The following is a 16,832-nucleotide window of genomic DNA, read 5'->3' on the forward strand; positions in this document are numbered from 1 at the left end:
CCTCGACTGGATGTGCTCTCAGAACTCATAGTCCATCACCGCCTCGACGGCGTACTGTGCGCGCTGTGCGTCCGGCATGTAGGCGTCCTCGACCTGATGGCCGGGGAAGTGGACGTCGTAGCCCGTCGCGCGCTTCACGGGCGCTCGCAGCGAGTCGAGCGCGTACTCGTTAATCAGTGCGGAGAGCTCCGCCCCGAGGCCGAGCGTCCGCCGCGCCTCGTGGAGGACGACGCAGCGCCCGGTCCTCCGGACGGAGTCGAGGACGGCGTCGACGTCGATGGGGGAGAGCGAACGGAGGTCGAGGATTTCGACGTCCGCGTCGACGCGGTCCGCGGCGGTCTCCGCGCGCCGCACCATCGCCCCCCACGCGATGAGGGTGACGTCCCCGCCCTCGCGGACGACGCGCGCCTCGTCGAGCGGGAGCGTGAAGTCGCCGTCCGGCACGGGCTCCTCGAAGCCGCGGTAGATCTTCTTCGGTTCGAGGAAGACGACGGGGTCATCAGAGCGAACACTCGCCGCGAGCAGGCCCTTCGTCTCTCTGGGTGTGCTCGGGCAGACGACGCGGACGCCCGGCGTGTGCACGAAGAACGTCTCCGTCGACTCGGAGTGGTACTCGCTCGACTTGATGCCGCCGCCGTAGGGCACGCGAACAGTAACAGGAACGTCGAGCGCGCCCCCGGAGCGCTTGTGCATCTTCGCGAGCGCGTACATGAACTGGCCGAACGCCGGGTAGAAGAAGCCGAGGAACTGGATCTCGGGCACGGGGCGCTCGCCGCGCATCGCCATCCCGACCGCCGTGCCGAGGATGCCGTTCTCGGAGAGCGGCGTGTCAATCACGCGGTCCTCGCCGAACGTCTCGTAGAGCCCGTCGGTGGCGCGGTAGACGCCGCCGATGGGGCCGAGGTCGTAGCCGAGGAGACGGACCGCCTCGTCGCGGTGGAGTTCGCGCGCCAGCGTCTCGTTCACCGCCGTCACGAGGTTCATCTCCGTCTCGCCTCCGCCGCCCGCCCGCTCGCCGTCCGCCGCGTCGCCGCCGGCCTCGCCGTCGGTGTCGCGTCCGCTCATAGGCCACTCCCGTCGAAGTCGGTGAAGGGGTTCTCGCCTCGCTGCTCGGCGCGGAGTTCGGCGCGCTGGTGGCGTGCAGTCCACGACGGCTCGCCGTGGAGGTGGTTGTCGAACATCCGCTCCGGGTCGGATTCGGGGACCTCGCGGGCGCGCTCGACGCCGGCCTGTACCTCGGCGTCGACGTCGGCTCCGACCGCCTCGACCCAGTCGTCGTCGATGACGCCTTCACGCCGCAGGTAGGCGTCGAAGCGGTCGAGCGGGTCGCGCTCCGCCCAGTATTCGGCTTCCTCCTCGTCGCGGTAGACCCCGGGTTCGTCCGCGGTGTTGTGCTCGACGCGGCGGTAGGTGACGGCCTCGATGAACGCCGGGCCGCCGCCGTCGCGCGCGTTCTTCACGGCCTCCTTCGTTGCTTCGTACATCGCGAGAACGTCGTTCCCGTCGACGCGCTCGTGCGGGACGCCGTGCGCGTCCGCCTTCTGCGCGAACGTCTCGGCGGCCGTCTGTCGGTGCGCGGGAACCGAGATGGCCCACTGGTTGTTCTGGCAGACCGTGACGACGGGGGCGTCGTAGACGCCGGCGAAGTTGAGCGCCTCGTGGAAGTCGCCCTCGCTCGTCGACCCCTCGCCGACGTAGGCGAGCGAGACGGTGTCCGTCCCGCGGAATCGGTCGGCCATCGCGGAGCCGACGGCGTTCGTCACGTTCACCGTCAGCGGGACGTAGGGCGGCGTGAACACGACGCCTTCTCCCTCTTCGTCCGGCGGCAAGTGCTCGTTCACCGTCTCCGTCTCCGCGCCCATGAGCGACGCGACGGAGCGGTCGACGGGCGACCCCCAGTAGGCGCGCGCCGCCGTCTGCCGGTACGTGGGGAAACACCAGTCGCCCGCTGCGAGCGCGGCGGCGGAGCCGAGCGCGACCGCCTCCTCGCCGAGCGACCGCGCGATGATGCTGATCTCGCCGCGGCGCTGCATCCGCAACAGCTTCTCCTCCAACCGCCGCGTCTGGAGGAACGACCGGTAGAGCCGCTTCAGCTCGTCGTCGCCGAGTTCGGGCGGGTCGCCGACGAGGCTCCCGTCGGGCGCGAGCACCCGGTGGAAGTCGTCGCTCGGCCGCCGCTCCGACCACAGTGCCATAGTGTACCACTACACACTCGGCCGCCGCGAGTTATAGCTTCGCCACCCAGAAATAGACGAACGCGGGATGACGATATCCGACGATAGCCGAACCGCCGGGGAACGCGAACGGACTGTGCGCCCACGGCGGCATCGAACAGTATCGTTAGATTCCGTCAGCGGGTCGTGACGCCGCCCGTCGCGACCGTCCGTCCCTCGCCGGTCTTGACCGTCACGGCGTAGTCCTCGTCGTTCTCGCTCTCCTCGTCGCTCTCGGTCGCGTCGAGGGCGACGTGGAGGGTGTCGTCGGGGAAGACCTGGGCGGCGAAGCGCGTGCGGAAGCCGGCGAGGTCGCGGAGGCCGATTCGCTCGCGGGCGACGCGGGAGGCGACGCCGGCGGTGAACATCCCCTGCGCGAAGACGCTCGGGTGGCCGGCTCCGGTGGCGAACGGCTCGTCGTAGTGAATCGGGTTGAAGTCGCCGCTCGCGCCCGCGTACTGCACGAAGTCGCGGCGTTCCAGTGGGTCCGTCGAGTGGTCGGGGTCGGCGAGCGGGTCGCCGGTCTCCGCGCTCTCGCTCGGCGCGCCGCTCGTCTCGATGCGGGTGTTCCACGCGGACTGCACGCGCTCGTCGTCCGCGTCGTAGAAGTCCGTCCGCAGCACGGCGAACGTGAGGTCGGCGCGCCGCCCCTCCCGCTGGAACGCGTCTTCGAGCGTGGTCTCGCCGTAGAGTTCGTCGCCGACGACGAGCGGGCGGTCGTAGCGGTAGCGCTGCTCGCCGTGGAGGATGTTCGCCTGCTCGAACCCGAGGTCGAATCCGAGGTCCGCGTCGATGCCCTCGGGGCGATACCGGGGGAAGGCGGCGGTGCGCGTGAACGTCGGCGGCGCGGGAATCGCGTCGAATCCGGCATTCTGCGCGGCGTCGGCGTCCGTGTAAATCGGCGCTGGGTCGCGGACGGCGCGCGCGAACTCCGCGACCTTCCCCGCCTCGACCCGGAGGCCCTCGGCGGTTCGATGCGTCTCCCCGACCTGTGCTTCGATGTCCGCGAACGGAATCGTCGGCATACCCGACCTACCGGACGCGATGTAAAAAACTCCTCCCCGGAACGAACTCGACCGAGAGAGGTATCGTCGGTTAACGATGGTCGGTAAACCACCGCAATTCCTTTCGTCGTTCGGTCGAGACTGGTGGTGATGACATCGAACGCGAGCCGATTCACGGAGGACACGGTCTTCGTCACCGGCGCGGGCGCGGGTATCGGGCGGGCCATCGCCGAGCGCTGCGCCGCCGAGGGCGCGACCGTCGTCGTCACCGACGTCGACACCGAGGGCGGCGAAGAGACCGTCGCGCGCATCGAGGACGCTGGCGGGGACGCCGCCTTCCACGAACTCGACGTCACCGACCGGGAGGCGTTCGGCGCGGTCGTGGAGACGACCGCCGAGCGCCACGGCCTCGACGCCATCGTGAACAACGCCGGCATCGCGCCGGACAACGCGTTCGTCGAGGACGTCGACGCCGACACCCTGGAGCGCGTGCTCGACGTGAACGTCCGCGGCGTCTGGAACGGCTGTCAGGCCGCCCTCCCCGTGTTCAAAGAGCAGGGTTCGGGCGCGATCGTGAACATCTCCTCGCTCGGCGGCATCCTCGGCCTCCCGAAGCAGGGGCCGTACACGCTCTCGAAGGGCGCGGTCCTGAACTTCACGCGGACCGTCGCCGCCGAAGCCGGCTACCACGGCGTGCGCGCGAACGCCGTCTGCCCCGGCTTCGTCGAGACGCAGATGGGCGAAGCCCACTTCGAGCACGCCGACGACCCCGCGGCCGCCCGCGAGCGCATGGAGCGCGAATACCCCCTCCAGCGCCTCGGCTACCCCGAGGAGGTCGCGAGCGCCGTCGCCTTCCTCGCCTCCGACGACGCGTCCTACGTCACGGGCCACGGCCTCGTCGTCGACGGCGGCTACTCGGTCTCGTAGCGGGGTTCCCCGACGCCGGCGACGGCTCCCGACCGCCTCCGCGGGCGGTGAGCACTGGAAGGCGACGCGACGGAAGAGATAGCACCGATAAACGTTCGTGTCGTATTCGCAAACGATTTACTGCTCGCGGGGGCAGTTCGGGATATGAATCTCGTCGAGACAGTCGGTGAGGCCGCGGCGGCGCACCCCGAGCGCCCCGCCATCGTCTACGAGGACCGCGAGCTCTCCTACGAGGCGTTCTGGACGCGCGCCGGCCAGTTCGCACAGGCGCTCGTCGACCGCGGCCTCGGCGCGGGGACGCGCGTCGCCGTCTACCTCCCGAACCTCCCGCAGTTCGCCACCGCCTTCCACGGCACGCTCCGCATGGGCGGCGTCATCGTCCCGATGAACCCCCAGTACAAGCGCCGCGAACTCGAACACCTCCTCGGCGATAGCGGCGCGGAAGTCGTCGTCACCCTCCCGGACCTCGTCCAGCACGTCGAACCAGTCCGAGACGACACGAACGTCGAACACGTCGTCTCCATCGGCGACGACGCCGGCGACGTCTCCTTCGAGGGCTTCCTCGCCGACGACACCCACCCCGTCGTCGACCGCGACGACGACGACGTCGCCTGCCAGCCCTACACCTCCGGCACGACTGGCACGCCGAAAGGCGTCCTCCTCACCCACGAGAACCTCCACTGGGACGCCGACGCCGCCCTCGACCCCGTCCCCGGCGGCGTCCAACCCGAAGACCGCCACCTCGGCGTCCTCCCCCTCTTCCACATCTACGGCATGACCGTCACGATGAACGCCACGCTCTTCGCCGGCGCGGCCTACTATCCTGTACCGGAGTGGAACGCGAAGGAGGTCATGGAACTCATCGAGGACGAGGAGCTCACGCTCATTCACGCCGTCCCCGCCATGTACAACGACATGGTGAACGAACCCGGCGACTACGACTTTTCCTCTGTGCGCTTCGCGAACTCCGGCGGTAGCGCGCTCCCCATGGAGGTCCTCCGCGCGTTCGAAGACCGCTTCGACGTCGACCTCCACGAGGGCTACGGCCTCACCGAGACCAGCCCCGTCACGCACGCGAACCGCGTCGGCGAACGCCGCGCCGGCAGCATCGGCCGCGCCCTCGACGGCCTCCAGGCCCGCGTCGTCACCGACGACTTCGAGGACGTCCCGCCCGTCGAAGAAGGCCCCGTCGACGAATCCGAAGTGGACCTCTCCGAGATCACGGGCGAACTCGTCGTCGCCGGCCCGAACGTCATGAAGGGCTACTTCGAGCGTCCGCAGGCCAACGAGGAGGCGTTCACCGTCGAAGACGGCACGCGTTGGTTCCACACCGGCGACATGGCCTACCACGACGAGGACGGTTTTTACTATCTCGTCGACCGCAAGAAGCACATGATCGTCACCGGCGGCTACAACGTCTACCCGCGCGAGGTCGAAGAGCTCCTCTTCGAACACCCGGACGTGAAGGACGCCGCAGTAGTAGGAATCCCGGACGACCGCCGCGGCGAAACGGTGAAAGCCTTCGTCGTCCCCGCGCCGGACGCCACCGCGAGCCCCGAGGACATCAAGCAGTACTGCCTCGAACGCCTCGCCGCCTACAAGCACCCCCGCGAGGTCGAGTTCGTCGACGAACTCCCCCGCACGACGACCGGCAAAGTCCAGAAGTTCGAGCTGAACGACTGAGCGGCCGAACGCTTTTCCCGTCGCCTTCCAAACACGTTCTCGATGCCCTCCAGACGCCAGTTCCTCACCGGCCTCGGGGCGGCCGGTCTCGCGGGAGTCGCCGGCTGCGCCGGGAGCGACGACACCGGCGTGCAGCCGGGGAGCGACGGGTCGACCACGTGGCCGCTCCCCGACTACTCCCCTCGGTCGACCGCGTACGCCTCCGACGCCGCTGCGCCCAGGTCACGTGTCACGGAGCGCTGGACCGTCTCGACCGGCCGCGCGACGGGGCGCGCGGTAATCGCCGGCGGCCGCGTCTTCCTCCCGACCGCCGACGGGCTCGAAGCCCGCTCGCTCGCCGACGGCGCAGAAGAATGGACGCTGACCGGCGAGCGCTCTCGCTGGGCGAACGCGCCCTCGCTCGTCGACGGCACGCTCTACGCGACCTTCCGCGGCGAGCCGGGGCTGCGCGCGCTCGACCCCGCGACGGGTGCGGAGCGCTGGCGCGTCGACACCCGCGATGCGATTCGCGCGGGCGTCCTCCCGACGAACGAAGGCGTCGTCACCGGAGACGAGAGCGGCCGGCTCTACGAGGTCACGCCGGACGGCACGGTGCGCGCGACCCGCGACCTCCTCGGCGCGGTCGCCGCGCTCGCGACGTTCGCCGGCGAGGTCCTCTCCGTCGGCACGCGCGGCGGCCAGGTCTACTCGCTCTACCACCGCGGCGACCGCCTCCAAGCGCTCTGGCGGCGTCGCGTCCCCGGGGCCGTCACCGACCTCGCGGCCGCGGGCGGCAGCGGCGTCTACGTCACCGTCTTCGGCAACCACGCCTTCCGGCTCATGGGCGGCGCGCACGCCGGCGCGAACGCCTGGACGGTCCCGGAGATGGGCGAACACCTCGTCGCCGCGAACGACGTCTTCCTCACCAATCAGGCCGCCGTCACCCGTCTCGACACCGGTCCCGGGATGGGGCAGGCCTCGACGGGATGGGCGACCGACCACGGGAGCTGCGCGCCCGCCGCCGCCGGCGACACCCTCTACGTCGGCCACGGCGACACCGCCGGCCCCCCGGAGTCCGGCTTCGTCGCCGCCCTCCCCCTCGACGCCAGCGGCTTCCTCGGCGGACCGCCCCGCGAGCGCTTCCGCCACGACGTCGGCGGCCGCCCCGTCGGCGTCTCCGTCGCCGACGGCGCGCTCTTCGTCCCCGTCCACCGCGCCGACGGTCACGCCCTCCTCGCACTCGACCCCGCCTGACGCTTACACCGGTTCGGCCTTCAGCGAAAATATTAAACGCTACTGGTGGGATATTCGGGTATGGCTTTCCAACTCTCAGACGAGCACCGCGCCATCCGACAGGCAGTGCGCGAGTTCGGCGAGAACGAAATCAAGCCCGTCGCGGCCGAGCACGACCAGGAGCGCTCCTACCCCTACGAGGTCGTCGAGAAGGCGGCGGAACTCGACCTCCTCGCGCCGAACATCCCCGTCGAGTACGGCGGCCCCGGTATGGACACGCTCTCCTCCGTTATCGTGACGGAGGAACTCTGGCGCGCGGACCCCGGCATCGGCTCCGCCGTCGGCTCCCGCGGCTTCGGGTCGAACATGATCCAGAAGTACGGCGACGAGTGGATGAAGGAGGAGTGGCTGCCGCGCATCGCCAACGGCGAGTCCGCGTGCTGTAGCTGTATCTCCGAGCCCGCGCACGGCTCGAACGTCGCCGGCATCGAGACGCGCGCCGAGAAAGACGGCGACGAGTACGTCATCAACGGCGACAAGATGTGGATCACGAACGGCTCTATCGCCGACGTCGCCGTCGTCATGACCGTCACCGACCCCGACGCGGAGAGCCCGCACCGCGGCATCACCGCGTTCCTCGTCCCCGCCGACACCGAGGGCTTCGAGCCGACGAAGATCAACAACAAGCTCGGCATTCGCGCCTCCGACCTCGCCGAGATCAAACTCGACGACGTCCGCGTCCCCGAGGAGAACATCATCGGCGAGCTCAACAAGGGCTTCTACCAGCTGATGGACTTCTTCGCGTCCGGGCGTTCCAGCGTCGCCTCCCAGGCTGTCGGCGTCGCGCAGGCCGCCATCGACGCCGCCACCGACTACGCGAACGAGCGCGAACAGGGCGGGAAGCTCATCAAGGACTACCAGGCCGTCTCCCACAAGATCGCGGACATGGCCGCGAACACCGAGGCCGCGCGCGCCCTCACCTACCGCGCCGCGAGCGAAGTCCAATCCGGCGACGATCAGCTCGCCACTCGCTTCGCCTCCATGGCGAAACTCACCGCCTCCGAGAACGCCGTCGACGTCGCCGACGACGCCATCCAGGTCTTCGGCGGTGCCGGCTTCGTCTCCGACCACCCCGTCGAGCGCTACTACCGCGACGCCCGCATCACGAAAATCTACGAGGGCACCAGCGAGATTCAGCGCAACATCATCGCCGACCAGGTCATCTAACGCTCCCGCCCGCGTCCTTCTCGCGACCCCGTTCTCGACCCGCGTCCTACCAGGGCTAAGGCCGCAGGAGCCGCCGCGAAAAGCTGTAAACCTAAGACCCCGCGCGTTCACGTCCACGCCATGGCCGAGGACGCACCCGACTGGGAGTTCAAAGAACGCGACATCGTCATCCTCCGCGAACTCGCCCGCGACCCACAGATTAGCTCGCGCGAACTCACCGACGTGCTCGACGCCGAGTACGACATCGACGTCTCACACGTCACCGTCAGCGAATCCATCCGGAAGATGCGGGACGCCGGCGTCTTCAGGGAGGCCATCATCCCCAACGAGGACTACTTCATCTTCGGGCTCTTCGAGTTCAAATTCAACCCCGAGCACTTCGCCGACGAGTGGCACGACGCGATGACGTACATCCGCGACTCCAAGAACACCCTCCTCTACTTCCTCTCCGACGGCGAGTACCAGTGGAAATCCGTCATGATGTTCCCCTCCCGGAACGCCGAATCCCGCTGGATCCACGAGTTCTACAAAGAACACGGCAAAGTCGTCTCCAACATCCGGAACTCCGTCATGACGAACGTCCTCAAGTTCGCCAGCGAACCCGAACTCTTCGACACCCTCTCCGAGACGAAACGCCGGTAACCCGCTCTCGCGGCTCTCCTCCCGCTCCTAGCGCGTTTCTCCTGTTCTCGCTTTTCTGGCCCCCTCCTCTCGCTCCCCTTTCGCTCTCGCTCGCCGGTTCCAGACTCCGCTCCGCACTGCCCGCGCGGTCGTCGACGCCCGCGTGCCGTCGGACAGCACTCCCGCTCGGCGCGCGTCGAGAACGAGAAAACCGCGGGGAGTGGAAGAACTGGCCGCGTGCAGGGGGTCGGCGTGCGTCCGCTCTATTTCCCTTCGAACTCGGGGTCTCTGTCCTCCATGAAGGCGGTGGTGCCTTCGACGACGTCCTCCGTGCTGAAGAGGAGGCCGAAGCCCTGGCTCTCCATGCGGAGGCCGGCGTCGAGGCTGGCGTCCTGGCCGTCGTTCATCACCTGCTTCGCGACCTTGAGGGCGATGGGCGGGCCCTGCGCGAGGTCGTCGACGAACTCTTCTACTACGTCGTCGAATTCGTCTTCGGGGACGGCGCGGTTCACGAGCCCCCAGTTCTCGGCGCGCTCCGCGGGGACGTGGTTCCCGCGGAAGACCATCTCCTTCGCGCGCGTCTCGCCGAGCAGGCGGATGAGGCGCTGCGTGCCGCCGCCGCCGGGGATGAGGCCGAGGCCGATTTCGGGCGCGCCGAACGCGGAGTCCTCGGTGGCGAGGCGGAGGTCGCAGGCGAGCGCGAGTTCGAGGCCCGCACCGAGGCAGAAGCCGTCGACTTTCGCGAGCGTCGGGCGCGGGAAGTCGTTCACCGTCTCGAACGTCGGCGTCACCTCGGACATGTCGGTCGGGTTCACGCTCGCGAACCCGGTGATGTCCGCGCCCGCGGAGAACGCGCGGTCGCCCGCGCCCTCGAAGACCACACACCGAACGTCGTCCGTGTCGACGTTCGTGAGGAGGTGGTCGATCTCTTCGAGGAGGGATTCGGAGAGCGCGTTCATCCGCTCGGGGCGGTCGAGTTCGACCTCCAGTACGCCCGCGTCAGTCACCGCGAAGTTGAGGTACTGGTAGCTCCCGACGCCCTCTGTGTCGTACTCGTAGAACCCCTCGCCGGCGTCCTTCCCAGTTTTTCCGTCGGCGACGAGCGCTTCGAGGTAGTCCGCGGGCTCGAAGCGGTCCTTTCCGGTCTCCTCGTGGAGGTCCTCGAGTTTCTCGAGAATCACGTCGAGGCCGAGTTCGTCGGCGCGCGCACACGGGCCTTCGGGGAAGCCCGCACCGAGGCGCATCCCGGTGTCGACGGCGTCCGGCGTCGCGACGTCGTTCCCGATGAGCTTCGCCGCCTCGTTCACCATCCGCGCCTCGACGCGGAGCGTATCGAAGCTCCCCGCGTCGTCCGGCTCGTAGTCGACGCCCGGGCCGTCCTCGTAGTCGTAGTAGCCCTTCCCGGTCTTCCGGCCGAGCTCTTCCGCGTCGACTTTCTCCTGGATGATGGGCGGAATCTCCTTGCCCGCCTCCTTCCGCACGTGGTAGCCGACGTCGATGCCGGTGAGGTCGCCGAGTTCGAACGGCCCCATCGGGTAGCCGCGCTCGTGCACCATCGCCGCGTCCGCCTCGCGAATCGTCGCCTCGTCGTTCGACACCATCCACGCGGCCTCGTCCATGAACGGCCCGAGGACGGAGTTCACGACGAAACCGTTCACGTCCTTCCGCACGTAGATCGGCGTCTTCCCGATGGACTCCACGAACGCGTAGGTCGTCTCTGCGGTCTCGTCGTCGGTGTCCTCGCCGTAGATGACCTCCACGAGGTCCATCTTCACGGGCGGGTTGAAGAAGTGCATCCCGACGACCCGGCTCGGGTCGTCAGCCGCCGATTGAATCTCCGAGATGGAGAGACTCGACGTGTTCGTCGCGAGAATCGCGTCCTCGGGCGCGTACTCCGAGAGGTCCGAGAAGATGTCGTGTTTCAACTCCATCTGCTCGGGCGCGGCCTCGACGACGAGGTCGACGTCCGCCACCGCCTCCTCCAGGTCGGTCGTCGTGTCGATTCGCGCGAGGACGTCCTCGGGCGCGTCGTCGAGGCGGTCTTTCTCCGCGAGCTTCTCCAGGCTCCACTGGATGCTCTCGTAGCCGTCCTCGACGAACTCGTCTTTGATGTCCCGCATCGTCACCTGATAGCCCGCCATGGCGACGACTTCGGTGATACCGTGACCCATGTTGCCCGCGCCGAGCACGGCCACGCGTTCGATTTCGTCTACGTCCATGTTCGATGCGTCTCACTTCTCCGCCATCAATCTTCCCCAAACCCTGAACAACGGTAGAAGTATGAGTGTATAGTTGAGCGCCGGAAACCTCAGAGGGGTTCGTCGCCGTCGATGATGCGCGCCGCTCGCTCGGCGAGCGCCGGAACGCGCTCGCGCATCTTCGGATACATCGGGTCGTCCGCGTTCCCCTCCAGATGCCGGCGGAAGAACATCTCGCCCAGCCCGGCGAGTTTGTACACCGCGAGCGCCCGGTAGAACCGCTCGTTCTCGAACGTCCGGCCCGTCTGTTCCTCGTAGCGCGCGACGAGTTCGCGGCGCGTCGGATACCCCTCCGCCTCCATGAACGTCGCCGTCAGCTCGGGAATCGTCGGCTCCGGGTCCTTCGCGTCCCGCCAGTACGAGAGCATCCACCCGAGGTCCGCGAGCGGGTCCCCGAGCGTGCTCATCTCCCAGTCGAAGACCGCGTCGAGCGCCGGCGGCGTCCCCGGCGCGTAGAGGACGTTGTCGAGCTTGTAGTCCCCGTGAACGAGCGCGTGGTCGTGCTCCTCGGGGCAGTGGTCGTCCAGCCAGTCGCCGACCCGGTCGAGCTCCGGAATCTCCCGCTCGTCCGCCGTGACCTCGAACGCCCAGTCGAGCTGTTTCTCCCAGCGGTCCACCTGCCGGCGCGTGTACCCCGCCGGCCGCCCGAACTCGCCCAGCCCCACGGCCTCCACGTCGACTTCGTGGACGGTCGCGAGCGTGTCCACGAGCTCCTCGCCGACGCGCGCTCTGCTCTCCGGATTCGCGAAGCGTTCCGGCTCCCCGCCGCGGAGCACGTCGCCCTCGACGCGGTCCATCACGTAGAAGTCGCTCCCGATGACGTCGTGGTCCTCGCAGGCCGCCACCGTCGGCGGCACCGGCACGTCCGTGGCCTGGAGCGCGTCCATCACGCGGTACTCGCGGAGCACGTCGTGGGCGGTGTCCGCCGTCTCCCCGGGCGGCGGCCGCCGAATCACCAACTCCCGACTCCCCCACGTCACGAACAGCGTCTCGTTCGAGTGACCCTCCGCGTGCCGCGTAACGTCGTACGCTTCGACCGGACCGAATTCGGCTTCGAGGAAGTCCGCCAGCCGCTCCTCGTCGACGAGCCGCCCGAAGTACTCCTCGCTTGACTCAGACATACCACCCCGTTCTCGTTCACTGTACGAATAATTACCCCATCGGGTTACCGATACTGACTTTACCCGCTAGACTTTTACCAGATTCTACCACACATACAGTATGGCCATCGAGTACACGGACTCCGAACTCGCCAGCGAGTTCGCCGAACGCACCCGAGAGTTCATCGACGACGTCGTCGTCCCCGTCGAACGCGACCACCTCGGCGGCGACGCCGTCGACGAATCCACCGTCGCCGACCTCCGCGAGCAAGCCCGCGACTACGGCGTCTACGCCCCCCACCTCCCCGAGGAGTACGGCGGACAGGGGCTCAGCTACCGCGACATGCTCCCCGTCTTCGAAGCCGCCGGCCGCAGCCTCCTCGGCGCGACCGCCGTCCGCGTCGACGCCCCCGACGAAGGCAACATGCATACCCTCGAGATGTTCGGCACCGAGGACCAGAAAGAGGAGTGGCTCCGCCCGCTCGTCCAGGGCGACGCCCGCTCCGCCTTCTCCATGACCGAACCCAACCCCGGTGCCGGCTCCGACCCCAAGATGATTCAGACGACCGCCGAGAAAGACGGCGACGAGTGGGTCATCGACGGCCACAAATGGTGGACGACGCAGGGCACCGAAGCCGACGTCCTCATCGTCATGGCGAAGACCGACCCCGACGCCCACCCCTACTCCGGCTGCTCGCTCTTCCTCGTCCCCGCCGACGCCGACGGCGTCGACGTCGTCCGCGACATCCCGCACGTCGGCGGCGGCGTCACCGGCATCGGCCACGCCGAAATCAAATACGACGACGTCCGCGTCCCCGAAGACGCCCTCCTCGGCGAACGCAACGAGGGGTTCTCACACTCCCAGCAGCGCCTCGGCCCCGCCCGCCTCACCCACTGCATGCGCTACTCCGGGATGGCCGAACGCGCCCTCGACGTCGCGAAAGCCTACGCGGACGACCGCGACGCCTTCGGCGAACCGCTCTCCGAGAAACAGCACACGCGCTTCCGCATCGCCGAAGCCGAGACGAACCTCCACGCCGCCCGCACGATGGTCCGCCACGCCGCCGACCAGATCGAAGCCGGCGAAGAAGCCCGCGTCCCCGTCTCCATGGCGAAAGTCTTCACCGCCAACACCGTGCAGGACGTCATCGACGACTGCATCCAGCTCTGCGGCGGCAGCGGCATCGGCAAAGACCTCCCGCTCGCCGACTTCTACGAGAACGTCCGCCAGTTCCGCATCGTCGACGGCGCGGACGAAGTCCACAAACGCGTCATCGGCCGCGACGCCTTCGACCAAGACCCCCACGCGGAAGAGCTCGCGAACCTCCCCGACTACCAGGTCTGAGTCCCGCCCGCTCGCCGAACGGCGAACCCGCGGCCAACGCACTCCGACTCCCGGTCCATGCACTCCAACTGCGGCCGACGCGGTCGGCGTTACGTCGTCCGCAGGTGGCCGTTCGACGGCTCGTAGACCTCGCCCTGTTTCTTCAGCTTCTCGATCTCGTGTTCGGCCTTCCCCTCGTCGATACCGACTTCCTCCGCGCGGGCGAGGACTTCGTCCACCGGCGCGCCCTCGTCGAAGTCGTCCTCGATGTCGCTGATGAGGCCCTTCACGTTCCGGATGCGGTCGCGCTGCGTCTTCGACCGCCCCGTCTCCACCACGTCGGCGTCGAACTCGCCCGTCTCCGGGTCGACGCCGATGTCCTGCAGGCAGGAGCGCGTAATCTCGATGACGCGGTCCGCGTCCTCCTTCTCCACCGTATCGGAGAGGCGGACGCGCGCCGACGCCTCCGCGAGGCGCACGAGCCCTTCGAGCTTCCGCGCCGTCACCGGCACGGGCGCGTCCTCGTCCGCGCCCTTCGCCCGGAGATTCACGTAGAAGTCCTCGATGGCCTGCCGCGCCTCCGCGCTCATCGTCGGATAGCACTTCCGCCGCGAGTACGCGATGTACTTCCGCAGGAGGTCCGCGTCGATCGCCGGCGCGACCTCCTCCGTCTGCGCGTCCACCTCGTCCTCCGTGTGCGGCGAGTTCGCGATCTTCGTCCGCTGCGTGTTGAGCTCGCCCGCGTAGTTCGTCTGCAGGATGTGCTTCGCGAGCTTCGAGTCCTCCTCCGGGTCCGGCTTGTCCGTCACCGTGAAGATGAGGTCGAAGCGCGACACGAGCGCGGGCTCTAAGTCGATCTGCTCGCCGATAGGCTCGTACTCGTCGAACCGCCCGTACTTCGGGTTCGCCGCCCCCAGCAGGCTACACCGCGACTTCAGCGTCGCGTTGATACCCGCCTTCGAAATCGAAATCTTCTGCTGCTCCAGCGCCTCGTGCATCGCCGAGCGGTCCTCCGGCCGCATCTTGTCCAGCTCGTCCACCGCCGCGATCCCCTGGTCCGCGAGGACGAGCGCCCCCGCTTCCAGCGTCCACTGCTGGCCGTCGCCGAAATCGTCGCGGACGGCGGCAGCCGTCAGACCCGCGCTCGACGACCCCTTGCCGGAGGTGTAGACGGAGCGCGGCGCGATGTTCTGGATGTACGAAATCATCTGGGAGTTGTGGGAGACGACGCCGTTCGTCAGGTAGTTGTGGACACCCGCGACTTCGAGGTCGTACACCCACTCCTCCTCGGGCTCGATGGCTTCGATGGACTCGATGCGGTCGAACGTTGCACGTGTCGGGACGTTTGCTGTGCTTCCAGCGGCGGCGACGCCGCCGTCAGTCGCCATTCGCGGGGCGACAGCGATGAACTCGCCTGTTTCGAGGGCTTCCGCGCGTACCGCTTCGTGGCGGCCGTTCCGCTGTACGAACAGCGGGTGCGAGGGCGTGACGTCGACTTCACGGCCGCTCGACGTGCGAACGCGATACAGGCTTTCGGGCGCTTCGCGCTTCCAGACGCGCGTCGCGGTGTGCTCCGTGATGTGGCTGTCCGGGTCGAGGCCGGGGAGCGCGATTTCGGCGTCGTCCCAGACGCCGTCGTCGATCGGTTTCGGCTCGTCGAGATTCTCCTCGACGAGTTCGCGAATCGGCCGCTCCGTCCCGTCGGCGAGCGTGACGCGTGTGTCTCCGGATACACACTTCCCCGTCCCGGGGTCCCCGATGAGGAGCATGTGGAGGTCGCCGCGGATTCGGGAGCCGTCGGGGAGGTTCTTCGTGACGCCGGAGAAGAGCTGGAGGATCATCGCGAGTTTCGCCTGGCGGTGGCCGTAGATGGCGGGAGCCATCGAGTCCACCATGTCCTCGTAGAGGCTGTCGCTGTCCGATATCTCGATGATCTCGCGTTTGTCCTCGTCCGTGATGTCCATCTCCTCGAACTCCTCGTCCTCGACGACGACGGAGACGCCGTCGAGGTAGACGTCGAAGATGGGGGATTCGTTCTGCGCCTCGGACTGGTCGAGGCGGAGGACGCCCGTCGTGGTGACGTGGTCGCCGGGCGTGACCTCGCCCGTGATGTCGTCCTCGACGTGCACGTCGATGCTCTGCGGCGTCTCCCCGCCCGCCAGCCCCTCCGGGCTCTCCTGAATCCGGAGTTTCTGCGAGTCCACGAACTCGGAGCGCTCGGCGTTCAGCTTGAACGGGCCCTGTCGCTCACAGGACTCACACTGGTAGGGCTCCTGGAAGCCCGCGTCCGCCTGCGGGACGACGGTCTCGTGCCCGCAGCGCTGACAGACGAAGACGGCCTCGCGGATTTTCGGCTTCACGTCCGTCGCCTTCCGCACCATCCCCTGCACGCCGACGAGCGTGTTCAGGTTCTCCGCGCGGATATCCCGAATCTCCGTGTACTCCTCCAACCCTTCCACGCGCACGTGCGCCTGCCCGAGACTCACGTCGATCGGGAGGTCGTAGAGCCGGAGCGCCTCCTCCGCCGCCTGCTGTAGCTGGTCCGGATGCTGGAGGTAGTCGTCCGCTAAGTCCGTATCGAACTTGTAGAGGTCGCCCCACTCCAGCGTCAGCGATTTCTGCTCGCGCGGATACTGCCGCGCCAGCTCCCCCACCTCGTCGCTGTAGTACCGCCGGAAGAACTCCTCGAACCGGTCGACGAGCTCCCCGTCCGGATTCGGGTTCGCGGCCTGCGCCATTCTGACGCATAGGTAGCGCGCGCCGCCGTATGAACCTTCGCAAAGGGCAGTGAAAGTGAACTCAAACGTCCCGACCGCCGTCGACGCCCACCACACCTCACGCTCGTCGACGGCGAGCGACACAGCGGTCGCTCGCGTTTCGAACTCGGTAGAAGTGGGACCGCCCGGATTCTGAACCTCGGTCGCGGCGAAGCCGCTCCCTGGTTCAAATCCGTGGTCACTTCACACTCGTCGACGGCGAGCGACACAGCAGTCGCTCGCGTTTCGAACTCGGTAGAAGTGGGACCGCCCGGATTCTGAACCTCGGTCGTTCCGCTTCGCTCCACTCCCTGATTCAAATCCGGCGGCGATACGTCTGGCTCCTCACGTTCGTTCGTCGCACAGAAAGTATGGGACCGCCCGGATTTGAACCGGGGTCACGGGCACCCAAGGCCCGAAGTATACCAGGCTAACCCACGGTCCCGCACTCCTCTCTATCCGCCGTGCGGGGGTAAGCGTTACGTTGTGTCCGCTCTCCCCTTCGGG

General features: G+C 68.0%; 12 protein-coding genes and 1 tRNA gene. 6 read left to right on the forward strand and 7 right to left on the reverse strand.

Translation table 11 applies throughout. The annotated features are described in order from the left end of the window. Positions 1-18 precede the first annotated feature (18 nt). From IEY26_RS01660 to IEY26_RS01670, 3 genes are all read right to left on the reverse strand, one after another. Entirely contained in the window at positions 19-1,065 is a 1,047-nt protein-coding gene (locus IEY26_RS01660) for an alpha-ketoacid dehydrogenase subunit beta (RefSeq protein WP_188975196.1), read from the reverse strand. Further along, positions 1,062-2,195 carry a thiamine pyrophosphate-dependent dehydrogenase E1 component subunit alpha gene (locus IEY26_RS01665; RefSeq protein ID WP_188975198.1) on the reverse strand — a complete coding sequence of 378 codons (1,134 nt, stop codon included), beginning with the start codon at positions 2,193-2,195 and terminating at the stop codon, positions 1,062-1,064. Before IEY26_RS01665 ends, IEY26_RS01660 begins: the two co-directional genes overlap by 4 nt. 155 nt (positions 2,196-2,350) lie before the next feature. Next, positions 2,351-3,238, reverse strand: coding sequence for an FAS1-like dehydratase domain-containing protein (locus tag IEY26_RS01670; protein ID WP_188975200.1), 888 nt, complete (start codon positions 3,236-3,238; stop codon positions 2,351-2,353). A gap of 129 nt (positions 3,239-3,367) precedes the next feature. Between IEY26_RS01670 and IEY26_RS01675 the strand changes: the two genes are divergently transcribed. The 5 genes from IEY26_RS01675 to IEY26_RS01695 all read left to right on the forward strand — a co-directional run bounded on the left by IEY26_RS01675 (position 3,368) and on the right by IEY26_RS01695 (position 8,908). Beyond that, entirely contained in the window at positions 3,368-4,144 is a 777-nt protein-coding gene (locus IEY26_RS01675) for an SDR family NAD(P)-dependent oxidoreductase (RefSeq protein WP_188975203.1), read from the forward strand. Positions 4,145-4,288: 144 nt separating this feature from the next. Next, a complete protein-coding gene (locus IEY26_RS01680; protein WP_188975205.1) occupies positions 4,289-5,827 on the forward strand; it encodes a long-chain-fatty-acid--CoA ligase in 1,539 nt (512 codons plus the stop codon). 42 nt (positions 5,828-5,869) lie between these two features. Beyond that, positions 5,870-7,060, forward strand: coding sequence for an outer membrane protein assembly factor BamB family protein (locus tag IEY26_RS01685; protein WP_188975207.1), 1,191 nt, complete (start codon positions 5,870-5,872; stop codon positions 7,058-7,060). Between the two features lie 60 nt (positions 7,061-7,120). After that, complete coding sequence (locus tag IEY26_RS01690; RefSeq protein WP_188975209.1) at positions 7,121-8,266, forward strand: acyl-CoA dehydrogenase family protein; 1,146 nt, start codon at positions 7,121-7,123, stop codon at positions 8,264-8,266. A gap of 120 nt (positions 8,267-8,386) precedes the next feature. After that, positions 8,387-8,908 (forward strand): winged helix-turn-helix domain-containing protein, encoded by a 522-nt coding sequence (locus tag IEY26_RS01695; RefSeq protein WP_188975211.1) that lies wholly within the window; start codon positions 8,387-8,389, stop codon positions 8,906-8,908. A 242-nt stretch (positions 8,909-9,150) separates the two neighbouring features. On the opposite strand, the gene IEY26_RS01700 is transcribed toward IEY26_RS01695, so the two are convergent. Next, a complete protein-coding gene (locus tag IEY26_RS01700) occupies positions 9,151-11,106 on the reverse strand; it encodes a 3-hydroxyacyl-CoA dehydrogenase/enoyl-CoA hydratase family protein (RefSeq protein WP_188975213.1) in 1,956 nt (651 codons plus the stop codon). An 89-nt stretch (positions 11,107-11,195) separates the two neighbouring features. Next, a complete protein-coding gene (locus IEY26_RS01705; RefSeq protein WP_188975215.1) occupies positions 11,196-12,266 on the reverse strand; it encodes a phosphotransferase family protein in 1,071 nt (356 codons plus the stop codon). Positions 12,267-12,372: 106 nt separating this feature from the next. Between IEY26_RS01705 and IEY26_RS01710 the strand changes: the two genes are divergently transcribed. Further along, on the forward strand, positions 12,373-13,590 hold the full coding sequence (locus IEY26_RS01710; RefSeq protein WP_188977068.1) for an acyl-CoA dehydrogenase family protein: 1,218 nt from the start codon (positions 12,373-12,375) through the stop codon (positions 13,588-13,590). A gap of 89 nt (positions 13,591-13,679) precedes the next feature. Here IEY26_RS01710 and IEY26_RS01715 read toward each other — a convergent pair whose 3' ends face one another. Both IEY26_RS01715 and IEY26_RS01720 read right to left on the reverse strand, forming a co-directional pair. Next, positions 13,680-16,307 (reverse strand): ATP-binding protein, encoded by a 2,628-nt coding sequence (locus IEY26_RS01715; RefSeq protein ID WP_188975217.1) that lies wholly within the window; start codon positions 16,305-16,307, stop codon positions 13,680-13,682. Positions 16,308-16,697: 390 nt separating this feature from the next. Continuing rightward, a tRNA-Pro gene (locus IEY26_RS01720) sits at positions 16,698-16,770 on the reverse strand. Positions 16,771-16,832: the final 62 nt, after the last annotated feature.

This window comes from Halocalculus aciditolerans, from assembly GCF_014647475.1.
Lineage (GTDB): Archaea > Halobacteriota > Halobacteria > Halobacteriales > Halobacteriaceae > Halocalculus > Halocalculus aciditolerans.

What these genes read in the sequence shown, in the direction of transcription:
- IEY26_RS01660 (WP_188975196.1), bottom strand. Translation starts at nt 1,065, where the DNA reads ATGAGCGGACGCGACACCGACGGCGAGGCCGGCGGCGACGCGGCGGAC.
- IEY26_RS01685 (WP_188975207.1), top strand. Translation starts at nt 5,870, where the DNA reads ATGCCCTCCAGACGCCAGTTCCTCACCGGCCTCGGGGCGGCCGGTCTC.
- IEY26_RS01680 (WP_188975205.1), top strand. Translation starts at nt 4,289, where the DNA reads ATGAATCTCGTCGAGACAGTCGGTGAGGCCGCGGCGGCGCACCCCGAG.
- IEY26_RS01705 (WP_188975215.1), bottom strand. Translation starts at nt 12,266, where the DNA reads ATGTCTGAGTCAAGCGAGGAGTACTTCGGGCGGCTCGTCGACGAGGAG.
- IEY26_RS01700 (WP_188975213.1), bottom strand. Translation starts at nt 11,106, where the DNA reads ATGGACGTAGACGAAATCGAACGCGTGGCCGTGCTCGGCGCGGGCAAC.
- IEY26_RS01715 (WP_188975217.1), bottom strand. Translation starts at nt 16,307, where the DNA reads ATGGCGCAGGCCGCGAACCCGAATCCGGACGGGGAGCTCGTCGACCGG.
- IEY26_RS01675 (WP_188975203.1), top strand. Translation starts at nt 3,368, where the DNA reads ATGACATCGAACGCGAGCCGATTCACGGAGGACACGGTCTTCGTCACC.
- IEY26_RS01670 (WP_188975200.1), bottom strand. Translation starts at nt 3,238, where the DNA reads ATGCCGACGATTCCGTTCGCGGACATCGAAGCACAGGTCGGGGAGACG.
- IEY26_RS01665 (WP_188975198.1), bottom strand. Translation starts at nt 2,195, where the DNA reads ATGGCACTGTGGTCGGAGCGGCGGCCGAGCGACGACTTCCACCGGGTG.
- IEY26_RS01695 (WP_188975211.1), top strand. Translation starts at nt 8,387, where the DNA reads ATGGCCGAGGACGCACCCGACTGGGAGTTCAAAGAACGCGACATCGTC.
- IEY26_RS01690 (WP_188975209.1), top strand. Translation starts at nt 7,121, where the DNA reads ATGGCTTTCCAACTCTCAGACGAGCACCGCGCCATCCGACAGGCAGTG.